The following is a 20,638-nucleotide window of genomic DNA, read 5'->3' as shown; positions in this document are numbered from 1 at the left end:
AGAAAGCGCGTCACCTCAATCGGAGTCACTGCCTTGCAAACGCTCAAGCTTTCAGTATCGATGCCTGACGAAACCCACCCGGATATGGAGCTGCGGCTCTCGGCAAATGATTCGGCGTGCGATGTCGTCATCGCGTTGCCGCTGCGTTCGCGCAGCGAGGCCAGCGCCGGGACGCCCCCCGTTGTCACTGTCCATGGCGCGGTACCGGGCACCGATACTGATTCTTCGCGTGGCACCAGTGCTGAAGAAGAATACGTGCTTGGCGGATACGCCGGCATCTGACCGCCGCATTGCGCGGCTCCCAACAACTATCTCAATCGAAGAAAGTCCGGCAAATGCCGGTGCAAGGACCACCCATGAAGTACAACAACAAACTGGCCGCCACTGCTTTGCTGGCGATGATTCCGACCGGGTATGCGATGGCAGCGACCACCGCCATTGATAGCGTGGATATAGCGGCAGCGCCACAGTCGGCGGTCACCGCGCCGGCATCGACACCGGCAGCTGCACCGCTGGCGAGCAGCGATTGCTCCAATGGATTTCTCAGCCGCCTGGCTTCTGCCTATCGCGAAGATGCGCAGCCAGCCGATCCGAACGCACCGGCAGCCGCGCGTCGCGCGATGCCGGCGCCGCTGGATTCACCGCCGTTTCCGAACGCCGAATGGCAGCTTGGCGGCGTGGACACACCGATTGGCGTGCCGGACGGCAATGCGCAGTACCCGCTCGAGAAGGCATTGAGCTGCACCGCGCTCGGCCAGTGGATGCAGAAGAACCGCATCGAGGTTTTCGGCTGGGTCAATCCTTCGGCCAACCTGAGTTCGTCGAATTTCAGCAACTTTCCGCTGTCGTACGCGACGCGTCCGAACCGTGTGGAATTCGATCAGTGGGTGCTCAATATCCAGCGTGTTCCCGACACGGTACAGACCGACCATCTCGACTGGGGCTTCGATATCTCCAATCTGTATGGATACGACTACCACTACACCGTCACCAAGGGTGTCTTCAGCAATCAGCTGCTGAACAACCCCGCGCCAGGCCAGCCGCTCAATGGCCATATCTATGGCGACGATCCGATGCTGTTCTACTACGACCTGTACATCCCGTGGGTCGCCCAGGGCATGGAGGTCCGCATCGGTCGCTGGCTTTCGCTGCCGGATATCGAGGCACAGTTCTCGCCGCAGAATTATCTTGTGACTCATTCGATCCTGTACACGGTCGATCCCTATACCCAGATGGGTGTGTTGACGACCACCAAGCTCAACGATCAGTGGACGGTTCAGTTGGGTATCGATGGCAGCAACGACACGGCGGACTGGAATCATTCGGCGCGTCCATCGCTGCAGGCTTGCGTGCGCTGGGTATCGGCAAGCAACAACGACATGCTTTATCCCTGCCTGAATAACGTCAATGGCTCCAACTACAATTACAACAACGTGCAGATGTATGTGATGACCTGGGGCCATCGCTTCAACCAGAGCGTACACATGCTCACCGAGGCCTATCGCATGTTTGGCCGCGGCATTCCCGGCTTCGGCCCGGGCGGCACGCCTGGTGTTGTCGCGTCTTCCCCGCTGGCCGGCGAGGCTGGTGAATTCGGTGTCGTCAACTATCTGAACTTCGAGCTGAATTCGAGCAACATGCTGTCGGTCCGCAACGAGTTCTACAACGACGAAAAGGGTCAGCGTACGGGCTTCGCCACGCGCTACAGCAGCCACACCATCGGCATAACCCATTGGGTTTCGCAGGATCTGGAAATCCGCCCGGAGCTGCGCTACGAGCACTCGTATGACGTGTCGGCGTATGACGGTGGCAGGAAAGACGATCAGGAAACCGCGTTGATCGACGCGATCCTGCACTACTGAGGTCAAGACTATGAGCAGGTTGTTACGCAATTCACTGATGATGTTGGTGGTGATGACGGTTATTACCGGCATCGCCTATCCACTGCTGGTTACCGGAGTGGCGCTGCTGGTGTTTCCGGGGCAGGCCAACGGCAGCCTGATCGTTCGTGATGGCAAGCCGATCGGCTCGAGTCTGATCGGCCAGTCGTTCACCGAGCCGAAGTACTTCTGGGGGAGGCCATCGGCGACTTCGCCGCAGGCCAACAACGGTATGAGCTCCGGTGGCTCCAACATCGGCCCGACCAACCCGGCGCTGACAGACGCAGTGAAGCAGCGTATCGCTGCCCTGCAGGCGGCTGATCCCGGCAATCACGCGCCGGTACCGGTCGATCTGGTCACTTCGTCGGGCAGCGGGCTTGATCCGGAGATCAGCCCGGCGGCGGCGCAGTACCAGCTGGGCCGTGTGGCGAAGGCGCGAGGTATCAGCGATGCACAGCTGAAATTGCTGATCGCCCAGGCCACCTCGGGGCGTCAGCTGGGCTTGCTCGGTGAGGCACGGGTCAACGTGCTGCAGCTCAATCTCGCGCTGGATGCCTTGCCCGCGCACTAGACTTTGGCGGTAAGGTGCCGAGCTACCATCCATCCGCGATCCCCATCGGCGACCCCGCATGAGCGAACCCTCCCGAGAAGCACGTGCCGATGCCTTGCTGAGCACGGAACGCGACGAGCGTAACCATCGGTTGAAGGTCTTTCTCGGCGCCGCTCCCGGCGTCGGGAAGACCTACGCGATGTTGTCGGCTGCGCGCGAACTGAAGCGTCAAGGCGTGGACGTGGTAGTGGGGCTGGTCGAGACCCATGGCCGCTCGGAGACCGCGGCACTACTGGACGGGCTGGAGCAACTGCCGCGCCGGTCGGTGAACTACCGCGGTCGTGACTTCAGCGAGTTCGATCTGGACGCTGCGCTGGTGCGCAAGCCGGCCATGCTGCTGGTCGACGAGCTGGCCCATCGCAACCTGCCAGGCGGCCGCCACGAGCGGCGCTGGCAGGACATCGCCGAGCTGCTCGATGCCGGCATCGAGGTGTATACCGCACTCAACGTGCAGCACTTGGAGAGCCTCAACGACCAGGTGCGACGGATCACCGGGGTCACCGTGCGGGAGACGGTGCCCGATGCCTTCCTCGATCGAGCGCGGGACATCGTGCTGATCGACCTGCCGCCGCGCGAGCTGATCGCGCGGCTCAAGCAGGGCAAGGTCTATGTGCCGGAGACCGCGGCGGCGGCACTGGACGCGTTCTTCTCACCCACCAATCTGGCAGCGCTGCGCGAGCTGGCGGTGGACACCATCGCCGGCCACGTCGACAGCGACCTGCGCGAGCACATGCTGGCGCGCGGCGGTGCGATGCCGGTGCGCCGACGCGTGCTGGCCGCGATCGACGGCCAGGCGCAAAGTGAATACCTGGTGCGCGTGGCCCGGCGCATCGCCGAACGCCGTGGTGCACCGTGGAGCGTCGCGTTTGTCGACACCGGATCAACCCTCGACAAGGCCCGCCGCGAGCGACTGGAGAGCGCCATGCGGCTGGCGCGGCGACTTGGCGGTGACACCGTGGTCCTGCGCGGCCATGCGATCGCCGATGAGCTGATCGCGCATGCCGATCGCGAAGGAGTCGGCCAGATCATTCTCGGCCGTACCCGCGAACGCGTGGTGGCGCGCATGCTGGGTCGCTCGCTGACCCAGCTCCTGCTGCGGCGCGGCGCGCATCTCGAATTGACCATCATCGCCACGCCGACCGAGCGCGCGCAGGCGCGACGCAAGTTGCGTCTGGTTGGCATGCCGGGTGGGGTAGGGCGCCGCGGTGAGTACATCTACGCCACCCTTGCCACGCTGGTCGCGTTCGCGTTGTCGTTTGTTGCCGACCGCTACCTGTCGGTGGCGAACCTGTCGCTGATCTTCCTCACCGCGGTGCTGGTCGTGGCGGTTCGCACGCGCATGGCGGTGGCCGTCTATACGGCCATCTTGTGTTTCCTTGGCTACAACTTCTTCTTCGCGCCACCGCGCTACACGCTGGAGATCGCGAACTTTGACGATGTGCTGGCGGTCAGCCTGTTCCTGATCGCCGCCCTGGTCTGCAGCCGTCTGGCGACCCGGTTGGCCAGTCAGGTCGAGTCGCTGCGTGCGGCTCACGTATATACGCGCGCCTTGCTTGCGCTGGGCCAACGGCTGGCCACCAGCACCGACGCCGACGGTATCCGCAAAGTGGGTGCCGATGCACTGGCGCAGGCCTTGCGCTGCGAGGTGGCAATTCTCGCCCGTGCCGCCGACGGCAACCTGCAGGTTGCCGCCGCCGTGCCACGCGAGATGGCACTCCTGACGCAGGATCTGGCGGCAGCCGACTGGTGTGAACGACACGCGGAGCAGGCCGGCCGTTACACCGACACGCTCAATGCCGCGCCGTGCTGGACCTTGCCCTTCGGTAACGAGGAAAACCGACGCGGCGTGGCTGCCTTGCGGTTCCCCAAAGGCAACAGTGAGCCTGATCCTGACCAGCGCAGCCTCGCCCTGGCGATGGTGCAGGATATTGGCCAGGCGCTGGAACGCGCCAGACTCGGCGACGAACTGGAAGGCGCCCGTGTCCAGGGTGAAACCGAACGCTTGCGCAATGCCCTGTTGTCCTCGGTATCGCACGACCTGCGTTCGCCACTGGCCTCGATGATCGGTTCGGCCGGCACCCTGGCAAGCTATGGCGACCAGCTGCCCGCGGGCGAGCGCCGCGAGTTGCTGGAGGCGATTCTCGGCGAAGGCCAGCGGCTGGATCGCTATATTCAAAACCTGCTCGACATGACGCGGCTGGGCCACGGCACACTCAAGCTGGATCGCGACTGGACCGATGCAACCGAAATCGTGGTCGCCGCGGTCAATCGTTTGCGCAAGCTGTTTCCCTCGCTGCGGGTGGAGACGTCATTGCCGCACGACACCGTGCTGCTGTTCGTGCATCCGGCGCTGATCGAGCAGGCGCTGTTCAATATCCTGGAGAACGCAGCACGCTTCACGCCAGCCGATGAGGCGGTGCAGGTGATCGTGCACAGCAGTGACGGGAAGTTGCTGATCGACGTCAGCGATCGCGGTCCCGGCATTCCGGAGGCGGAACGGGCGCTGATCTTCGACATGTTCTATTCCGTATCGCGCGGCGATCGCGCGACACAGGGCACCGGCTTGGGCCTGGCGATCTGCCGCGGCATGATCGGGGCGCACGGCGGCAGCGTGGAAGCTTTGCCGCGCGACGGCGGCGGCACCACGATTCGTATTACCCTGCCATTGCCGGCACCGCCCGATGCCCCACCTTGATCAAATAGCCATGAACTCATCCCCTCGCGTGCTGGTGATCGACGACGAGGCGCAGATCCGCCGCTTTCTCGACATCGGCTTGCGGGCCGAGGGCTACGAGGTGCTGCTGGCCGCCACGGCCACCGAGGGTCTGGCGCTGGCGGCGACGCGTACGCCGGATCTGGTGATTCTCGATATCGGCTTGCCCGACATGGAAGGCCATGCGGTGCTGGCCGAGTTGCGCCAGTGGAGCCAGGTGCCGGTGCTGATGCTGTCGGTGCGCGACGCCGAGAGCGAAAAAGTGCGTGCGCTCGATCACGGCGCGAACGACTACGTGACCAAGCCGTTCGGGATCCAGGAGCTGATGGCGCGCTTGCGCGTTCTGTTGCGCAACCGGCCGGACGAACCGGAGCTGTTGCCGCGTTACGACGACGGCCATCTCGTGGTGGACCTGGCACGGCGCGAAGTAACGCTGGAAGGCGCGCCGCTCGCGCTGACCCGCAAGGAATACGCGGTGCTGGCCATGCTGCTGCGCCACGCCGGCCGTGTGGTCACCCAGCAACAACTGCTGCGTGAAGTGTGGGGCCCAACCCACACCAGCGACAGCCAGTATCTGCGCATCGTGCTGGGCAAGCTGCGGCAGAAGCTCGGCGACGATCCCGCTGCGCCACGCTGGCTGAAGACAGAACCCGGCGTGGGCTACCGCTTTCTCGGCGGGAGTTGAAATCGCGACCGCTCTCGACCGGAAGCCTTCGGCGCGATGCGGGCAACAAGCTAGCGAACGATAAACCAGGCCACAACGACACTCGTCACCGCGCAGGCCACGAAACTGTCGAGTAGTACGCCAAGCACAAAGCCGCGATGGAAATTGACGAACAGCGCCATCGACAGCAAGGAAGGCAGCGGCAAGGCGACCCAGCACAGCGAACCAAAGGCGAGCCCCTGCAACCACCAGGCACGGCCATGCGCGGCAGTGACCCCACCCGTAAGCGCGAAGAGCAAGCCCAGGCCAACGCTACCCAAGATGATAAATACACTTGAAAGCGCGTACTGCTTTGCGCCCTCCGGCCGCCATGTATTCGGCGTGAGCGCCTGGAAGCGATGGAACAGCGCGCCCATGAACAGATACCCGGTAAAGATGGAGACAACGCCTCCAACGACCCCGCCCAACAAGGCAGACATCACGTTCATGGCTCAGTCCTCCAGCACGAAAGTGTTTCGCTGACATCCTAGGGGTTGCTGACCTGGCTATTGAGGTCCAGCCTCCGACGGCCGAGCTCACCGCGCTCTGATGAAATCGACAAACGCGCGCAGCGGCGCAGGCAGATGGCGGCGTCCGGAATAGTAGAGAAACGGTCCGGTAAACGTCTGCCACCACGGCTCCAGCAACGGCTCGAGCGTCCCACTGTCGAGGTGAGGACGCAACCAGTCCTCGAACAAATGGACCACGCCCAGGCCACCCACGGCCGCCTCAACGACCAGATCTACGGCGGCGCCCAGGCGGACCATCAGTGGGCCCGAAGGATCAACCCGCACGATCTCTCCGTCGCGTTCGAACTCCCACGTGGGAATCGCGCCGCCCGCAAACTGTCCGCGCAGACAGGCATGAGTGAGCAGGTCGCGCGGGTGTTCTGGCCGACCTCGGGCATTGAGATATTCCGGTGACGCGGCAGTCGCGAAGCGCTGAAAGCGCGGGCCGATCGGCACAGCGATCATGTCCTGCTCAAGCCGCTCGTCGTAGCGGATGCCGGCGTCGCAGCCCGCCGCGAGCATGTCGACGAAGCTGTCCTCCACGATCACTTCAAGTTTGATCTCGGGGTAGGTCTTGAGGAACGGCGTGACGATCGAAGGAAGCACGATGCGGGCGACGTTGGCCGGTACGTTCAGTCGGAGCGTTCCCGTCGGGCGGTCTCGGAAACTGTTGACGACGTCCAGCGCAGATTCCACTTCACCGAGAGCGGGCACGAGCCGTTCGGCCAGGCGAGCCCCCGCCTCGGTCGGCAAGACACTGCGGGTCGTGCGGTTGAGTAGCCGCACGCCGAGTCGCGTTTCCAGGCGCCGCACAGACTCACTCAGCCTCGAGGCGGAGGTGCCGCTTGCGCGAGCCCCTTCGCGGAAGCCTCCCGCCTGCACTACCGCCAGGAACGCAAAGAGATCCTGTAGATCTGTCGCCATTGTTCGGTTTTCCGCACAACCCGTGCTGATTTAGCCGGATTATCGTGCAATCGGTCAACGCCTATAGTCGTGCGGTGCCTATCTCGGCCGCACCTTTCCTGGAGCCAACATGACCAACCTTATGAAATCGGGGACTTTCTCGTTGGGTGACCGCAAGGTGACCCGGATGGGCTACGGCGCCATGCAGCTGGCGGGTCCCGGCGTATTCGGACCGCCGAAAGACCGCGACACCGCGCTTGCGGTGCTCCGTGAGGCGTTGGCGTCTGGCGTGGATCACATCGACACCAGCGACTTCTACGGACCCCACGTCACCAACCAGCTCATCCGTGAAGCACTGCATCCCTATGCGCAGAATCTGGTGATCGTGACCAAGGTTGGCGCCACACGCGGAGCCGACGCGTCATGGAATGCGGCACAGAGCCCCGCCGAGCTGACGCGCGCGGTGCATGACAATCTGCGCAACCTTGGCGTGGATGTGCTGGATGTCGTGAACCTGCGCATCATGGGCAATGTTCACGAGCCCAGCGAAGGATCCATCGAGGAGCAGTTCACCGCATTGGCCGAGCTGCAGCAGCAAGGTCTGATAAAGCACCTTGGCCTGAGCAACATCACCGCGACTCAAGTGACGGAAGCGCAGCGCATCGCCAACGTCGTCTGTGTGCAGAACCACTACAACCTCGTGCATCGCGATGACGACGCGCTCATTGATGAGCTCGGCCAAAAGGGCATCGCCTACGTTCCCTTCTTTCCGCTCGGCGGCTTTACGCCGCTTCAGTCAGGGATCTTGTCCTCGGTCGCGCAAAGACTCGATGCGACGCCGATGCAGGTTGCCCTCGCTTGGCTGCTCGCGCGCGCACCCAACATTCTTCTCATCCCCGGCACATCGTCACTCAAGCACCTGCAGGAAAATTTGGCGGCAGGGGAGCTAGTGCTTGCGGAAGACGTTCTTGCTGAACTGGATGAGATCGGGCGGAAGCGCGGGGAATACGCTGGTTCTTGAAAGTCCCTACGCGAACCACAGCCGCCATGTTCGCGAAGCATGGGTGTCGGACCCTGACTCGGACAAGCCTCTGTCAGAGGCTAAGGATGTCCCCGCATGTGCCGGCGACCTCTGCCGGTCGATGCTTATGGAAAAATCGTTCTAACCGCTGGTGTCCACACACTTTGAGGTGGCACATGATCGTATTCAACGTGGGTCGTAGAGGCATCACAACGTTGTCGTGCAATGGAAATCCTCTAGGGACGTATCGTCGATATCGCCGGTGCCGTAGTAACTGACTCTGGACACGGTCATCGCACCAATATGATTCTGGTAGCGAAGGTGATAAATCGTGGTTGAGGCACCGAACGTTGAGGTGCTCACTAAAATCACCAAGTTGCCCAGTTGTTCTTTGAGGACAACGATTTTCCAGTTCGGTCCATTTTGCGCCCTGACAATTAGATCGGCCCCGGTGGTATCGATTGTGAACTGACCGCCCATTTTCAGCAGGTCAATCCTTGAGCCGCCATCGGGAAGAATGTCTTTCAGGAGTCGGCCGTCTTTGGTGGGCGCTGCTAGTAAATATGCATAAGCCTCGCTAACGGATTTGCACTGGGCCTTAAAGCCTTCAGGCAGCTCCATCAGTGGAGGAGTCGTCAGACTGGCAAGCATCATCAGAGTCGTGATCACAGGACTTCTCCAGCATCATCAGCGGCAAAAACGTGGCGGAGACGTCGGCTCAAGCTAAACGAGATCGGCGTGGCGCCAATCAAGCACTATTACCACTAGCTGATGGGCTGGCGGTGCACCCAGGACAACCACTCCGCGTTGAGCGCAGACGATATCAAACTTATTGGCCTGCCTCGGGATCTTGCCAAAATGCAACTAATCTATCGGCGCAAACTGGGCGAACAGGTCAGTGAATTCCGAAAGACCGATCAGCGGAACGTAGTCACACACCTGGGCATACTCAGCCCATAACTTGTGAACTGCCGGGTTGCCGTGTGCCTTCTCGATGGCGCCATCGCACCACTCGAATATTTCGACGATGGTCCCATCTTTGCTTTTCAGTGCGATGGGCGGCCGGTCAGTTGCGAGACCAAGGTTTCGCAGATACGGCACGTGCTCTCTGACCAGGGCAAGTAGCTCGCTCTCCTTGCCCGGCTTCGGCTTATATCCAACGATCACGACGGCACCCATGGCGAATCCTCCTTGCTAGGCACTGCTGGACGAACTTGACGCGGCTCTGGAACGGGCGGCGTGGAAGCAGCGCCCCTAGCTTGCGCGGCGATGGCCCACGCTGCAATGTTCGCCACGAGCTAAGGGCGGGGACGTTGGATGTCCCAACGATAGTCCGACCTCGCGGTTCGATTTTGACTGATCCAGCCGCTTGGTTTGCGGCAAACTTCGTCAGGCGCGACTCGCATCGGACGGGAAACTGCCGGGCCACTTAAGGAGCCAGGCGAAGCGTCGGTGCCGACGACGGAGTGCGGATTGTGTTTGGCTCGTCCGCGCCTGGATAGGCGCCGCATTGCCGACCTTGTCACGGGCCGTGACAACGTTGGTGGTGAAGCGTCGGATGTTCGCATTGTCAAACAAGAGACGTCGGGTGAAGGACTCGAAGTCGTCCACGTCGCGCGCAACCACGATCAGGATGAAGTCCGCTTCGCCCGTGACGTAGTAGCACTGCTGCACGTTCGGGTCGGCTCGTGCGCCCTTTCGAAATGCGTCGAGCATGTCGGCACGTTCGCGCTCCAGTTCCACGCCGACGATGAACGTCATGGCTTGTCCCACAGCGGTGGGATTTACGATCGCGACCTCGGCGACGATCACAACCACCACCGGTAACGGAGAGACAGCCGCGCACGTTTTCGCGGAGAGCCCTGCTTTCACTGCGGCACGGTCGCCTCTGTCTCGGCATCGGCGATGGTACCGACGGCATGCAAATGTCCGCTCCCATGAGAGCGGACATTTGCAGTCAGCTATCCACAGCGCCACCCCATCGGCGCAACCGTGGATCAGCATCATTCTGAGCAGGAGGCGAATACTTCAGGCACCCTGCCCGATACTCAATAAAGCGGCGTGCCCGCCTGGTAAGCGCTGACGAAGGACTGCCAGTCCAGATTGACCTGGGCTGCATAGCTGAAGGCGAACGTCGAGATTTCTGACTCCAGTCCGCTGGTGCTGCTGACGGCATTGCTGACTTGTTTGTCGATGCTGTAGGGCACGATGGCGCTGTTGTAGTCCTGATCGGAAACCGCATGCGCGGAGGCCAGTGCCTGGCCCAGGTAGGTGGCAGCGGTGTTCAATTTGCCGGCGCTGGTCAGCTGGGTGTAATCGAAGTCTTCTTCGTACGGGGATTTCTCGTGGAAGAAATAGTTCAGGCCGTTGATCGTGGCGTAGCCGATCAGCACGTCGGCATTCAAGGTCTGCGCCTTGGCTGTCATGGCGACGCGGTTGGCTTCGTTGTTGTTGTAGTCGACGGCGGGCAGCTGGCCATTGTCTACCTCGGCCACGGCACTGGTGGTCTCCTGCTTGATCTCCAGGATCACGTCGTCCGAAGTAGAGGTGGAGGGACCTTCGATGAGGATGTAGTAGCGCAGCTTGCCCAGGCTGCCGACGCCCGAGCCCAGCTTCTGGCGGATGTCCTTCACCTGGTAGTAGCTGGCGGCGTACTGCTTGGACGAAGCAATGGTGCTGATGTAGCTGTTCATCGCTGCAACGATGTTGTTGTAGGTCGTGCTGTTGACTGTGACCAGGGTGTTCGCGATGGTCTGGAAGCTGCGCGAGCCGCCGGTGACTTGCGTGTACTTGCTCAGCAGGCTGGAGCGGCTATCGCTCTTTGAATCGCTGATGGTGGTCTGCACCGCGCCGGAAGTATTGCCGTTCTTGAGCTGGAAACTCAGCTCGGCGCTGCTGCCACTGAAGTTGTTCATTTCACTGACATAGGCGCCCACCATGGTGTTGATCGCGGTGGTGATATCGCTGTCGGCTACGCCGTTGGCGCGGCCGGCCAGCACCATGCTGGTGGCCAGGCGGCGCAGGTCCCAGACATATTGACCGAGGTAGCCTTCGTCGAAGTCATCCACCGAGAACACGTTGTTGCTGCCGCTGTCCTGCCAGGCGCCGAAGTTGCCGATGTGGGCGTCACCGCCGATCCAGGTGTAGCCGGTCTGCGTGGTGGCATAACTTGATGCCGGCAGAGTCGCCATGTCCTGGTAGAAAATATGATCGGTGCCGCGATAGAAGTCGAACGCGTCGCCCGCCATGGTCGACATCTTGGTGGCCAGATCGGTGCTGTCAGTCGCGGCAAAGGGGTGGTTGTAGTTGTAGATCTGCGACACCACCCAGCTGGTGCGCGAGGTGGCGGCCTGCGCGGCGGATACGCACAGCAAGCTGGCGATGGACAGGACGATCAACGCTTTCTTCATGGCTGGTTTCCCCTGGGCACAAGAAAGGCACGGCTGGGCCGTGCCTGGTGAGTAGCCGCGGATTCAATCAGCGTGGAATGACAAGGGCGTGACGTGGCGAGGCCGCCCACGCAGCACGATGTTGCGTCGACATCCGAAGCTTCAGCGGATCGGGTTCAACCGTGCTTGCGACTCTGCATGATGCATTTTGAGTGCGTGTCTAGCCTGCCGAAAGCGTGCGCCAATAGCGGACTTCATCGATCGTCAGGCCCCAAACCAGGGCGGTTCGGTGCATGCCGTCGGACTGCCACTGATCGGTTTGGTAGAAACGCTCTGCGCGGGTGTTTCCAACCAGGACCCACAACAGCGCACGCCGGAACCCGAGGTCCAGAAGATGGGCGCGAGCTGCCGACATCAAGGCCATGCCGATGCCGCGGCCCCACCAGTCAGGATCAACATAGAGCGCACACAGCTCTCCATTCCCCGGCGCAGCCGGGTCGCTCGAAGGAGCGCTGGTAGCAAAGCCATGAATGACTCCCGCTTCAGCCGCAACGATCGTCTTTGGCTGACGGGGGTCCGGGCTGGCGAAGTTGTACCGCTGCGCCCGTTCCTCCGGCTGCAGCTGATCGAGGTAATCATCCGGAAGCAGGTTTCGGTAGCCCACCTGCCATGAGCGCACGTGGACGCGCGCCACGCTCATCGCATCGTCGGGTTCGGCGGCTCGCAGAAGCATGCCTGACTCTAGCGCATCGAATGCGCATGAAATGAGGCGAAGGCGTGTAGGGAGCATGCCCGGATGGCGTCATTCGGCTTTGACATCCCGCATGGCGCAGGCCGTTGCGTCGACCGGGCGAACTGCCTCGCAGGGTGTAGGCCCGTCGATTGCTGTGTCGACTGTCATTGCGAATGTCAGTGTCAGCCCCGGCGCGGGAGACGAGCCGGAATACCGCCGCCAGGGCGGCCCGCCCGCAATCACTTGGCCCGGCCGTCGGCCTGGCGCTCAGGCTTGCCGTAGCAGATGCCGCGGAATCTGGCGGGCAGGGGCAGCGGCCTGCACATTTCCAGCGCCAGATTGGCGGCAGCCGGCTATGATAGGAGGCCGACGGGCGCCCCCGATAACGGATGGCGACTGGCAAACCAACGACAGCGGCCGATGCTTCAACATCGGCCAAGCACAGCGAGGTAGACACATGGCACGCGGCATCAACAAGGTCATCCTGGTTGGCAACCTCGGCGCGGATCCGGAAATGCGCCACACCGGTGGCGGCACGGCGGTGACCACGCTGAATCTTGCCACCTCGGAAAGCTGGACCGACAAGCAGAGCGGCGAGAAGGTCGAGAAAACCGAGTGGCACCGGGTGAAGTTGTTCGGCCGGCTGGCCGAGATCGCCGGTGATTACCTGAAGAAGGGCCGACAGGTCTATATCGAAGGTTCGCTGCGCACCGACAAGTACACCGACAAGGCCGGCGTCGAGCGCTACAGCACCGACATCATCGCCAGCGAGATGCAGATGCTTGGCGGCAACGAAGGCGCCGGTGGTGGTGGGGGCGGCGGTCAACGCGAGCGCCCGCAGAGTGCCAGCGGTGGCCAGCGCCAGGGTGGCGGCAGCTACGGCGGCCAGTCGCGCGACAATGATGATCGCGGCAGCCAGCAGCGTCAGGCGCCGTCGCCGGCCGACAGCGGTTTCGCGGATGACGAGATCCCCTTCTAGACAACACCTTGGATTAAGAGTGTTGCCTTTTGGCCTAAAAGCCCCCGAGAAATCGGGGGCTTTGTGTTTTCTTGGTTGAACATTTCCGTGTCGTCTTTAGCATCGACCGTTCGTCCAGGCTGCACCTTGAAAAATGTCGGGTTCAGTGATCAGCCTGGAGGCTGAAGCCTGAGCGACCGCGCGATGTTCGCCCTGACGCTAGGGCTTCAGTGGCGGGTAGCCTTCTGTGTAGATCCACTCCGTCGCTTTCGCCGGTGCATGGCAGCCCTTGCAGTTCAGCTTGTAGTCGAACGTCGGGCGCACGACCCCATCCTTCATGGGGAGACTGCGTGAGGCCACCGACGGGTTGGCGGCGTCAAACCACGACCAGCCCCAGCCATCACCCCACACATCACTCGCGGGATGGTGGCCATTGCGGTCCCTGACCATGACGAACCAGCCCCTCAAACTGTCGACGTGACTGACCGTGCCGGTCGTCATAGCCTCGGTAGCTGCGCGATAGACCTCTTTCACAAGTACCGCGCCATCGGGAAAATGCCCGTCCTTGCGATAGGCGTCGATGGTGCCGGGCGATGCGTAGAGGACGTGCATCTCTGCCGATCCCGGGCCCTGGTCCCTGGCAACTGCCCAGGTCCCCAGGAACTGGTATGTCGTTCGATAGTTGGCGGGCACGTGGAGCTTTCCGAAACGGTCGACCGCCGTATCGACCTTCACCCGACCGGCAGGATCTGAGCCAGAGCTCGTCGGTCCAGAGGCGGCGAACGCAAGAGCGGTCACTGCAAGAACGGCCACCGATCCGGCCACACTGACAATCGCAGCGTTGAACAGCTTCATGATTGATTTCTCCGCCCGACCTACTGCCGCCGATCCGCGCCGTGTCCGAGATTGCGACCCGAGGAAAGTGCCGGCGCGGAGCCGCTGCATTCGGCATTCTCGAGAATTAACGTCAACACGCTGCAGTATCGATGCCCGTGGCGCTCAGCGGAATTCACTATACGCTGGTAGGGGAAACACGACGACGATGGATTCGGGATAGAGGCGCCAAGCTGGTGCGCATTTCTATTTTATGTGTTCCTTGTGCGCGCACTGATGAATCAAACAAGACGCAAGTTTGCCTGTCCCCTGGAGCAAGACTGAGGAGTCGGTCTTCCATGGCTCAACACATTCAACATCGGTCCAGAAGTTGGAACATTGACGTCGCGGCCATGGCCGGATTCTTCACGGGCGACCAGCTCAGCAGGGACATCGCTTAGCTGACTCGTTCCCGGTCGTATGGCCTGCGGCGATGGATCGATTCCGTTAGGAGCTCAGAGGTAATCCGCGGCTGATTTGCTTACGGAGACTTGCATCGGGTCTCGACATCGATTCCAGGATGACAAATGATCCGCAGAGGTAAATCCATTAGACAAAGGTCTCGGCACGAACCTGGAATGGATCTATCGACATATATCTGCCACTGCGCGCAGGGGCGCCACGCCATCGGCAGGCTGGCTTATTTGCGCCGTGCCGGCTTCGCATCGATAGGTGCCAGAATCCAATGCAGAGCGATGAGTTTGCCGGTATCTGTCGGTCGCGTGTGGAGGAGCAGCTCGGCCAAACGCTGAAGCAATTGATTCACTTCCGCGAGCTCCGCAGGATCAACCCAACCCCTGAGCCGCGCCACCCACAATTCGCGCGACGGTCCTTCGGTCACGGTGCCGCCTTGACTCACCGATCGCACAAAATCGCGCTGCGCGAGGCGCGACATGCTCGAGGCGACACGAGCAACAGCTCTGGCATTAGCGGTCGCGCCCGGCTTGTAGCGCAAGCTCAAGTGCTCCCCTTTGGGGACCGTCAAATGATAGCGCCGTGCGGAAGCCTCGGCGCGTTCTTCGACCAGGCCTCCACGCACCAGCGCGCGTAGATGGTAGTAGAGCCCATCCGCAGGCCGACCGAGTTGCACTGCTAATTCGGCGGCCGTCGCTGCGCCCCCCAATGCCTGAATAGTGGTGACGAGTTCGAGGCGAATCGGCGTGGCCAGTACGGCGATTTTTTTCGCATCCTCGATGATGCCGTTCGCAGGTTTCTTCGCCACCAGCTGGATTGCCTTCGTTGAAAGTATATGCAATTGTTCAATCAACCCGATGGTCGTGCAAGTACCCCACCTGACAACGGAGATGCACATGACCTGCAGACTATCCCTATCGGCGCTGTTGAGCCTATTCCTGCTGGTACCTACAGCGAAGGCATACGCTGAGGATGCGAATAGCGTATTTGCGCGCTTTAAGGCCGCCAGCGGCGGTGTGCACTGGGACGGCGTGCGTTCGCTGGATAGCACTGCTGAGACAACGGGAGGTGGCCTCAGCGGAAAGGTCCACCAACTTCAGGATCTGTTGACCGGCCGCTCCAGCGAAAGCTATCAGATGGGTGCCATTGACGGTGCCGATGGATACGACGGCATCCATGGCTGGGAGCGTGATTCCGGTGGCGAAGTGGCCGTGCAAGATACTCCCGGGGCCAAGCGCCTTGCGCGTAGCCAGGCTTGGATGAATGCATACGCTTACTGGTATCCGCAGCGCATGCCCGCCACGTACGGAGCGGTGGAAACGCGCGAACTGGACGGCAAACGGTTTAATGTCATCAAGGCGATACCCGAGGGCGGCGAGCCGGTCACGTTATGGTTTTCAATGGATACCGGTCTTCTGGCCCGCTTTGCCCAGCCGGATGGAGACGGAGGAGTGCAGACGACGGCACTCGATGACTACCGTAAGATCGACGGCGTACTGCTGCCGTTTCACTTTGTGAACGATGATACGGATGCGGCCGGCCGCACCGATCCGCGCAATCATCAGGATATCCGGGTCAATCGCGCCAACCTCAATGCCGCGGTGTCCGATAGCGATTTCGCCGTACCCGCCATGGTTGCCACCGCGCACATCAATGATGCAAGCGGTACTACCCGCGTCCCGTTCGACCTGGCCAACAACCACATTTACATCGACGGTTCTGTCAACGGCAAGCCGGTCCGTCTCATGTTCGATACCGGTGCCGGCAATCTATTGACGCCAGCAGCCGCCAAGAGGCTGGGTCTCACCAGCGAAGGCAAACTTGCTTCTGGTGGCGTTGGGGAGCAACTCAACAATCGGGGTTTCGCTCGCGCCAAGGAGGTTCGCGTCGGAGCTGCTACGCTCGCCGACCCCGTATTCGCGGTGACCAATCTTGGTGACTTGCCGAAGGTCGAGGGCGTACCACTCGATGGATTGGTCGGTTACGAGATGTTCCGGCGATTCGGGGTGACGATAGATTATGCAAAAAAACAGATTACGTTCTCCGAACCGAAGAAATTCACACCGCCGCCGGGCGCCGCCGCACTGACATTTGATCTCGACGGCCACTATGCCGTCATCTCAGGCACATTGGATGGCGTGCCAGTACGAGTCATTGTCGACACGGGCTCGCGCGGGTCGCTCGTTATGACTGCGGCCTTCGTGCACGCACACGACCTGATCACGAAATACGGCGCGTCGCCGGAAGCGGTGACCGGTTGGGGCGTTAACGGTGGATCGCGCGGGCGTCCGGCGCGTTTCGGCACGCTGCGCCTGGGTGACTTCGATATCGACGGCGTCGCCGGCGATCTTTTCGTTGGTGACAAGGGCGGTCTCGCGAATCCCGATTGGTCAGGCGATCTTGGCGGCGGCGTATTGCATCGCTTCACCGTCGCGTTCGACTACGCCAATAAGAAAATTTACCTCGCACCGAATGTTGACATCGATAAACCGTATGCCTTTGATCGCAGCGGCCTGTGGTTGCTTGTCGATGGTGACTCGCTGAAAGTTGTCGACGTCGCCAAAGATAGTGCGGCTGAGCAAGCAGGTATGCACATTGCTGACCGTATCAGCTCAATCGATGGCGTGGCCATTGCCACAAAGTCACTTTCCGACTGGCGCCAGCAACTGCGCGAGCTGCCGGTGGATACGCGGCTGACTATCCGATTCCAGCGCGACGGCAAGATTAGCGACGCGACACTGACTCTGGCAGATCGGATGCCGGCAGCGGCGAAGCATATAACTGGCAAAAGCAGCGCGGACGGAAAGCTCTAGCGACTTCGGGTCGATAGCCAGGGCCAACAGGCTCCGTATGCGTGGAAAAGCTGTATCCCGATGATGGCCAAAGCCACCCCGAAGCGGAGTGGCTGAAGCCTTGTCGGGTTCAGCGTTTCTGCATGAAGACTTTGGATGCGATAGCAAAGGAAGAGTTTATGAAGGCACTATCGATCGGTCTGGTTTTGATGTTTGTTTCGCTGCAAACGTTCGCTCAGACCGTTCAGGCGGATCTGCCCTCCAATGACGAGACGGCTTGCTTGAGCCATGACCCCACTATCAGTATCCAGGCGTGCACTGCGGTGATCCAATTGGGACAAGCCACCGCAAATCTGGCTACCTTTTACATCAATCGTGGGCTTTCCTACGCCAGGCAGGGGCTCTACAGCCAGGCTATCGCCGATCAAACCAAGGCAATCGCGCTCAATCCCGATGAGGCACACTCATACATCAATCGCGGCAGCTTCTATGGCAAGACTGGCCTCTACGATCAAGATATTACCGATCAAACCGAGGCGATCTCACTCAGTCCCCATTCCGACATGGCCTTCCGCAATCGCGGCAACGCCTATAGCGCCAAGGGACTGTACGATCGGGCCATTGCCGACTACGCCAAGGTGATCCTGCTTATGCCCGACAGCGATGTAGCCTACTTCAGTCGCGGCTACGCCTATAGCGCAAAGGGTCTCTACGACCTGGCTATCGGCGATTACACGAAGGCTATCTCCCTCAATCCTGACTACGCTCTTGCCTACAACAACCGTGCCTTGGTTTATCACCGGAAAGGTGAGAACGCGAAGGGCTTGTCCGACGCCGAGAGGGCAGTGGTACTGGCACCGAACGACGCCGCATTCATCCAGACAAGGGCACAGGTGTACGAACAACTCGGTCAGCGCGACAAGGCTATCGCCGACTATCGCGCGGCACTCAAATTGGCCCCCGACATGAAGTTCGCTCAGGATGGGCTAGGTCGACTTCGGGTAGCGCATTAGCCCCGCTCGTTTTGTCTGTGGAGACAGCCAGGAACTGCTTCTGAGTCGTGAGGCAACCGCTCAAACCTCGAGGCCCGAATCATGCGGGCCTCGAGGTTTTCAGGGATCACGTTCGGTAATCACGTCCGGACGTCGGTGACTCACTTCACGGTGAACGTGTTGTTGCTGCGGTCCACGTCGGGGACCAGGTGCGCCGGGTCGATGGTGGCGGACTTGACTGGCTTGCTGCCGTCCACGCGGACGATGTAGCTGTGGTGCTGCATCCAGGTTTCCACCGGGACTCGCACGTCCTGTTTGCTGCCGTCGGTGTACAGCACCTCCAGCGTGGCCGGCAGCACGAGTTGGTCGAGATTGGCCACGGTGACTTGCGCACCTTTGTGCCAGTCGCCATCGACCGGCGTCACGTTTTGCACGGCCAGGTCGAGCTTCCAGTTGTGCTGATACCAGCCGCGCCAGAACCAGGCGAGATCCTCGCCGGTCTCGCTATCCATGAAGCGGAAGAAATCCGACGGGCTGGGATGCTTGTAGGCCCAGGTCTGGATGTACTTGCGGAACGCCGGATCGAAACGCGCAGGGCCGATGATCTGTTCGCGCAGCAGCACCAGGCCATAGGCGGATTTGAAGTACGTGACCGGGTGGCGGTACTTCTCCTTGGTCTGGTCGGCGATGGTCAGTAGGGGAGGTGCGTCGGGATCGGTCAGTACCTTGACGATTTCATCGGCCGGATTGCCACCGCCGGGCGCGTATTCCTCGTCGCGCTTGGGCGCGAATTCGCCGTGGTTGAAATGATCGGCTTCGTAGATGTCGATGAAGGTGTTGAAGCCTTCATCCATCCACGCATGGCGGCGCTCGTCGGTGCCCACGATCATCGGGAACCAGGTGTGGCCGACCTCGTGCGCGATCAGCGGCTGCAGTTCTTTGCTGTGTGCGGTCTTGTCGTCGAAGGTGATGCCCGGGTATTCCATGCCGCCGGCGGTGCCTGCTTCATTGATCGCGACCGGGTAGGGATACGGAAACCACTGCTTCGAGAAATACTCGACCGACGCCTTGACGTATTCGGTGGCGCGGCCCCAGGCGTCGTTGCCGCCGCTTTCCACCGGATACGCGGACATCGCCAGCGCCGTTTTGCCGCCGGGCAGGTTGATCCGTGCGGCGTCCCACACAAAGGCTTTGGACGCACCGAACGCCACGTCGCGGCTGTTCTGCATGCGGAAGTGCCAGGTCAGCGTGCCACTCTGGTTTGGACGGCTGGACGGATCGTTCACCTCGGTGGGTGAACGAATCATTACGGTGGCATCGCTATGCCGCGCCTGTTCCAGCCGTTGCTGCTCGGTTTTGGTGAGCACCTCTTGTGGGTTCAGCAGTTCGCCGGCACCCACCACGATCATGTTCCACGGTACGGTGATCGAATAGTCGTAGTCGCCGTAGTCGAGATAGAACTCCTGGTTGAGATACGGGGCGGTGTCCCAGCCGACCAGGTCGTCGTAAACGCACATCCGCGGAAACCACTGCGCGATCTCGAAGATGTCGCCGTTCTTGCTCGGGTTGACGTCGGTGCGGCCGCCGAACTCGCCGGGCACGGTATAGCTGTAGCTGACATGCAGGCGCAGCTGACCGTCGTGCGCCTTCAGCGGCGTGGGCAGGGTTATCTGCATGCGTGTGTCGGAGACCAGCCAGTCCACTTTCTGCAGCTTGCCATCGGCGCCCTCCACCTGCACCGACGCTATGTTGTAGCCGTCGGTGAACTCGGTCGGGAAGCGATCGTCGGCGAATGCGCCGCGGGCGTCCTTGCGATAGCGGTTCTGGTCGAGCTGCAGCCACAGCACGTCGAGTTCGTCGGGACTGTGGTTCGTGTAGGTGACTACCTCCTCGCCGCTCAGCTTACGGCTTGCCGGATCGAGCGCAGCCTTGATCTGGTAGTCCGTGCGGTTCTGCCAGAACAACGGCCCGGGCTTGCCGCTGGCCGAGCGGTACGCTGTCGCCGGCTGCGGATAGTTGAACGGAGCAAAGGTTTGCAGCGGATCGAACTTCGTGGCGCTGTCAGGCGCTGCCGCATGCAACGGCATGGCCGCTGCGCAGAGCAGCGACAGGCAAACGGTGAGGCAGGGGATTGGCAGGGTACGCATG

General features: G+C 61.4%; 19 protein-coding genes. 9 read left to right on the top strand and 10 right to left on the bottom strand.

The annotated features are described in order from the left end of the window. Nucleotides 1-33: 33 nt before the first annotated feature. The 5 genes from HDE77_RS03885 to HDE77_RS03865 all read left to right on the top strand — a co-directional run bounded on the left by HDE77_RS03885 (nt 34) and on the right by HDE77_RS03865 (nt 5,888). Nucleotides 34-282: a hypothetical protein gene (locus HDE77_RS03885; RefSeq protein ID WP_184415843.1), complete on the top strand. Its 249-nt coding sequence runs from the start codon at nt 34-36 to the stop codon at nt 280-282. A gap of 74 nt (nt 283-356) precedes the next feature. Then, nucleotides 357-1,862 (top strand): outer membrane beta-barrel protein, encoded by a 1,506-nt coding sequence (locus HDE77_RS03880; protein WP_255482526.1) that lies wholly within the window; start codon nt 357-359, stop codon nt 1,860-1,862. A 10-nt stretch (nt 1,863-1,872) separates the two neighbouring features. Further along, a complete protein-coding gene (gene kdpC, locus HDE77_RS03875; RefSeq protein ID WP_184415842.1) occupies nt 1,873-2,451 on the top strand; it encodes a potassium-transporting ATPase subunit KdpC in 579 nt (192 codons plus the stop codon). A 58-nt stretch (nt 2,452-2,509) separates the two neighbouring features. Next, complete coding sequence (locus HDE77_RS03870) at nt 2,510-5,185, top strand: sensor histidine kinase KdpD (RefSeq protein WP_184415841.1); 2,676 nt, start codon at nt 2,510-2,512, stop codon at nt 5,183-5,185. A 10-nt stretch (nt 5,186-5,195) separates the two neighbouring features. Beyond that, nucleotides 5,196-5,888 (top strand): response regulator, encoded by a 693-nt coding sequence (locus HDE77_RS03865; protein ID WP_184415840.1) that lies wholly within the window; start codon nt 5,196-5,198, stop codon nt 5,886-5,888. A gap of 50 nt (nt 5,889-5,938) precedes the next feature. Here HDE77_RS03865 and HDE77_RS03860 read toward each other — a convergent pair whose 3' ends face one another. Continuing rightward, complete coding sequence (locus tag HDE77_RS03860; RefSeq protein WP_184415839.1) at nt 5,939-6,355, bottom strand: hypothetical protein; 417 nt, start codon at nt 6,353-6,355, stop codon at nt 5,939-5,941. 87 nt (nt 6,356-6,442) lie between these two features. Continuing rightward, the gene (locus tag HDE77_RS03855) at nt 6,443-7,339 is read right to left on the bottom strand and encodes a LysR family transcriptional regulator (RefSeq protein WP_184415838.1); all 897 of its coding nucleotides are present in this window, start codon (nt 7,337-7,339) and stop codon (nt 6,443-6,445) included. A 109-nt stretch (nt 7,340-7,448) separates the two neighbouring features. Here HDE77_RS03855 and HDE77_RS03850 point away from each other — a divergent pair, with 109 nt between their 5' ends. Continuing rightward, nucleotides 7,449-8,339: an aldo/keto reductase family oxidoreductase gene (locus tag HDE77_RS03850; RefSeq protein ID WP_304625140.1), complete on the top strand. Its 891-nt coding sequence runs from the start codon at nt 7,449-7,451 to the stop codon at nt 8,337-8,339. Between the two features lie 207 nt (nt 8,340-8,546). On the opposite strand, the gene HDE77_RS03845 is transcribed toward HDE77_RS03850, so the two are convergent. The 5 genes from HDE77_RS03845 to HDE77_RS03825 all read right to left on the bottom strand — a co-directional run bounded on the left by HDE77_RS03845 (nt 8,547) and on the right by HDE77_RS03825 (nt 12,461). Continuing rightward, a complete protein-coding gene (locus HDE77_RS03845; RefSeq protein WP_184415837.1) occupies nt 8,547-9,008 on the bottom strand; it encodes a hypothetical protein in 462 nt (153 codons plus the stop codon). A 195-nt stretch (nt 9,009-9,203) separates the two neighbouring features. Then, nucleotides 9,204-9,518, bottom strand: coding sequence for a hypothetical protein (locus HDE77_RS03840; protein WP_184415836.1), 315 nt, complete (start codon nt 9,516-9,518; stop codon nt 9,204-9,206). 210 nt (nt 9,519-9,728) lie between these two features. Next, nucleotides 9,729-10,100 carry an Lrp/AsnC ligand binding domain-containing protein gene (locus HDE77_RS20285; RefSeq protein WP_221444099.1) on the bottom strand — a complete coding sequence of 124 codons (372 nt, stop codon included), beginning with the start codon at nt 10,098-10,100 and terminating at the stop codon, nt 9,729-9,731. Nucleotides 10,101-10,387: 287 nt separating this feature from the next. Further along, nucleotides 10,388-11,749 (bottom strand): DUF2252 family protein, encoded by a 1,362-nt coding sequence (locus tag HDE77_RS03830; protein ID WP_184415835.1) that lies wholly within the window; start codon nt 11,747-11,749, stop codon nt 10,388-10,390. 199 nt (nt 11,750-11,948) lie between these two features. After that, the gene (locus HDE77_RS03825; RefSeq protein WP_184415834.1) at nt 11,949-12,461 is read right to left on the bottom strand and encodes a GNAT family N-acetyltransferase; all 513 of its coding nucleotides are present in this window, start codon (nt 12,459-12,461) and stop codon (nt 11,949-11,951) included. 457 nt (nt 12,462-12,918) lie between these two features. On the opposite strand from HDE77_RS03825, the gene ssb reads away from it, so the two are divergent. Then, nucleotides 12,919-13,440 carry a single-stranded DNA-binding protein gene (gene ssb / locus HDE77_RS03820; protein WP_184415833.1) on the top strand — a complete coding sequence of 174 codons (522 nt, stop codon included), beginning with the start codon at nt 12,919-12,921 and terminating at the stop codon, nt 13,438-13,440. Nucleotides 13,441-13,638: 198 nt separating this feature from the next. Here the strand turns inward: ssb and HDE77_RS03815 are convergent, their stop codons facing one another. Both HDE77_RS03815 and HDE77_RS03810 read right to left on the bottom strand, forming a co-directional pair. After that, nucleotides 13,639-14,274 carry a cytochrome P460 family protein gene (locus HDE77_RS03815; RefSeq protein ID WP_184415832.1) on the bottom strand — a complete coding sequence of 212 codons (636 nt, stop codon included), beginning with the start codon at nt 14,272-14,274 and terminating at the stop codon, nt 13,639-13,641. 658 nt (nt 14,275-14,932) lie between these two features. After that, nucleotides 14,933-15,559 (bottom strand): helix-turn-helix domain-containing protein, encoded by a 627-nt coding sequence (locus HDE77_RS03810; RefSeq protein ID WP_184415831.1) that lies wholly within the window; start codon nt 15,557-15,559, stop codon nt 14,933-14,935. A 352-nt stretch (nt 15,560-15,911) separates the two neighbouring features. Between HDE77_RS03810 and HDE77_RS03805 the strand changes: the two genes are divergently transcribed. Beyond that, entirely contained in the window at nt 15,912-17,519 is a 1,608-nt protein-coding gene (locus HDE77_RS03805; protein WP_184415830.1) for an aspartyl protease family protein, read from the top strand. 41 nt (nt 17,520-17,560) lie between these two features. Next, nucleotides 17,561-18,511, top strand: a complete 951-nt coding sequence (locus HDE77_RS03800; protein ID WP_184415829.1) for a tetratricopeptide repeat protein — start codon at nt 17,561-17,563, stop codon at nt 18,509-18,511. 140 nt (nt 18,512-18,651) lie between these two features. Here HDE77_RS03800 and HDE77_RS03795 read toward each other — a convergent pair whose 3' ends face one another. After that, nucleotides 18,652-20,577 (bottom strand): M1 family aminopeptidase, encoded by a 1,926-nt coding sequence (locus tag HDE77_RS03795; protein ID WP_255482543.1) that lies wholly within the window; start codon nt 20,575-20,577, stop codon nt 18,652-18,654. Between the last annotated feature and the right edge of the window lie 61 nt (nt 20,578-20,638).

This window comes from Rhodanobacter sp. MP7CTX1, assembly GCF_014205795.1.
Taxonomy (GTDB): Bacteria; Pseudomonadota; Gammaproteobacteria; order Xanthomonadales; family Rhodanobacteraceae; genus Rhodanobacter.
This window is presented reverse-complemented; position numbering and strand designations above follow the sequence as displayed.

Coding starts and splice junctions, on each gene's coding strand:
- HDE77_RS03850 (WP_304625140.1), top strand. CDS start 7,449: ATGACCAACCTTATGAAATCGGGGACTTTCTCGTTGGGTGACCGCAAG.
- HDE77_RS03830 (WP_184415835.1), bottom strand. CDS start 11,749: ATGAAGAAAGCGTTGATCGTCCTGTCCATCGCCAGCTTGCTGTGCGTA.
- kdpC (WP_184415842.1), top strand. CDS start 1,873: ATGAGCAGGTTGTTACGCAATTCACTGATGATGTTGGTGGTGATGACG.
- HDE77_RS03825 (WP_184415834.1), bottom strand. CDS start 12,461: ATGCTTCTGCGAGCCGCCGAACCCGACGATGCGATGAGCGTGGCGCGC.
- HDE77_RS03880 (WP_255482526.1), top strand. CDS start 357: ATGAAGTACAACAACAAACTGGCCGCCACTGCTTTGCTGGCGATGATT.
- ssb (WP_184415833.1), top strand. CDS start 12,919: ATGGCACGCGGCATCAACAAGGTCATCCTGGTTGGCAACCTCGGCGCG.
- HDE77_RS03860 (WP_184415839.1), bottom strand. CDS start 6,355: ATGAACGTGATGTCTGCCTTGTTGGGCGGGGTCGTTGGAGGCGTTGTC.
- HDE77_RS03855 (WP_184415838.1), bottom strand. CDS start 7,339: ATGGCGACAGATCTACAGGATCTCTTTGCGTTCCTGGCGGTAGTGCAG.
- HDE77_RS20285 (WP_221444099.1), bottom strand. CDS start 10,100: ATGACGTTCATCGTCGGCGTGGAACTGGAGCGCGAACGTGCCGACATG.
- HDE77_RS03870 (WP_184415841.1), top strand. CDS start 2,510: ATGAGCGAACCCTCCCGAGAAGCACGTGCCGATGCCTTGCTGAGCACG.
- HDE77_RS03795 (WP_255482543.1), bottom strand. CDS start 20,577: ATGCCGTTGCATGCGGCAGCGCCTGACAGCGCCACGAAGTTCGATCCG.
- HDE77_RS03815 (WP_184415832.1), bottom strand. CDS start 14,274: ATGAAGCTGTTCAACGCTGCGATTGTCAGTGTGGCCGGATCGGTGGCC.
- HDE77_RS03865 (WP_184415840.1), top strand. CDS start 5,196: ATGAACTCATCCCCTCGCGTGCTGGTGATCGACGACGAGGCGCAGATC.
- HDE77_RS03840 (WP_184415836.1), bottom strand. CDS start 9,518: ATGGGTGCCGTCGTGATCGTTGGATATAAGCCGAAGCCGGGCAAGGAG.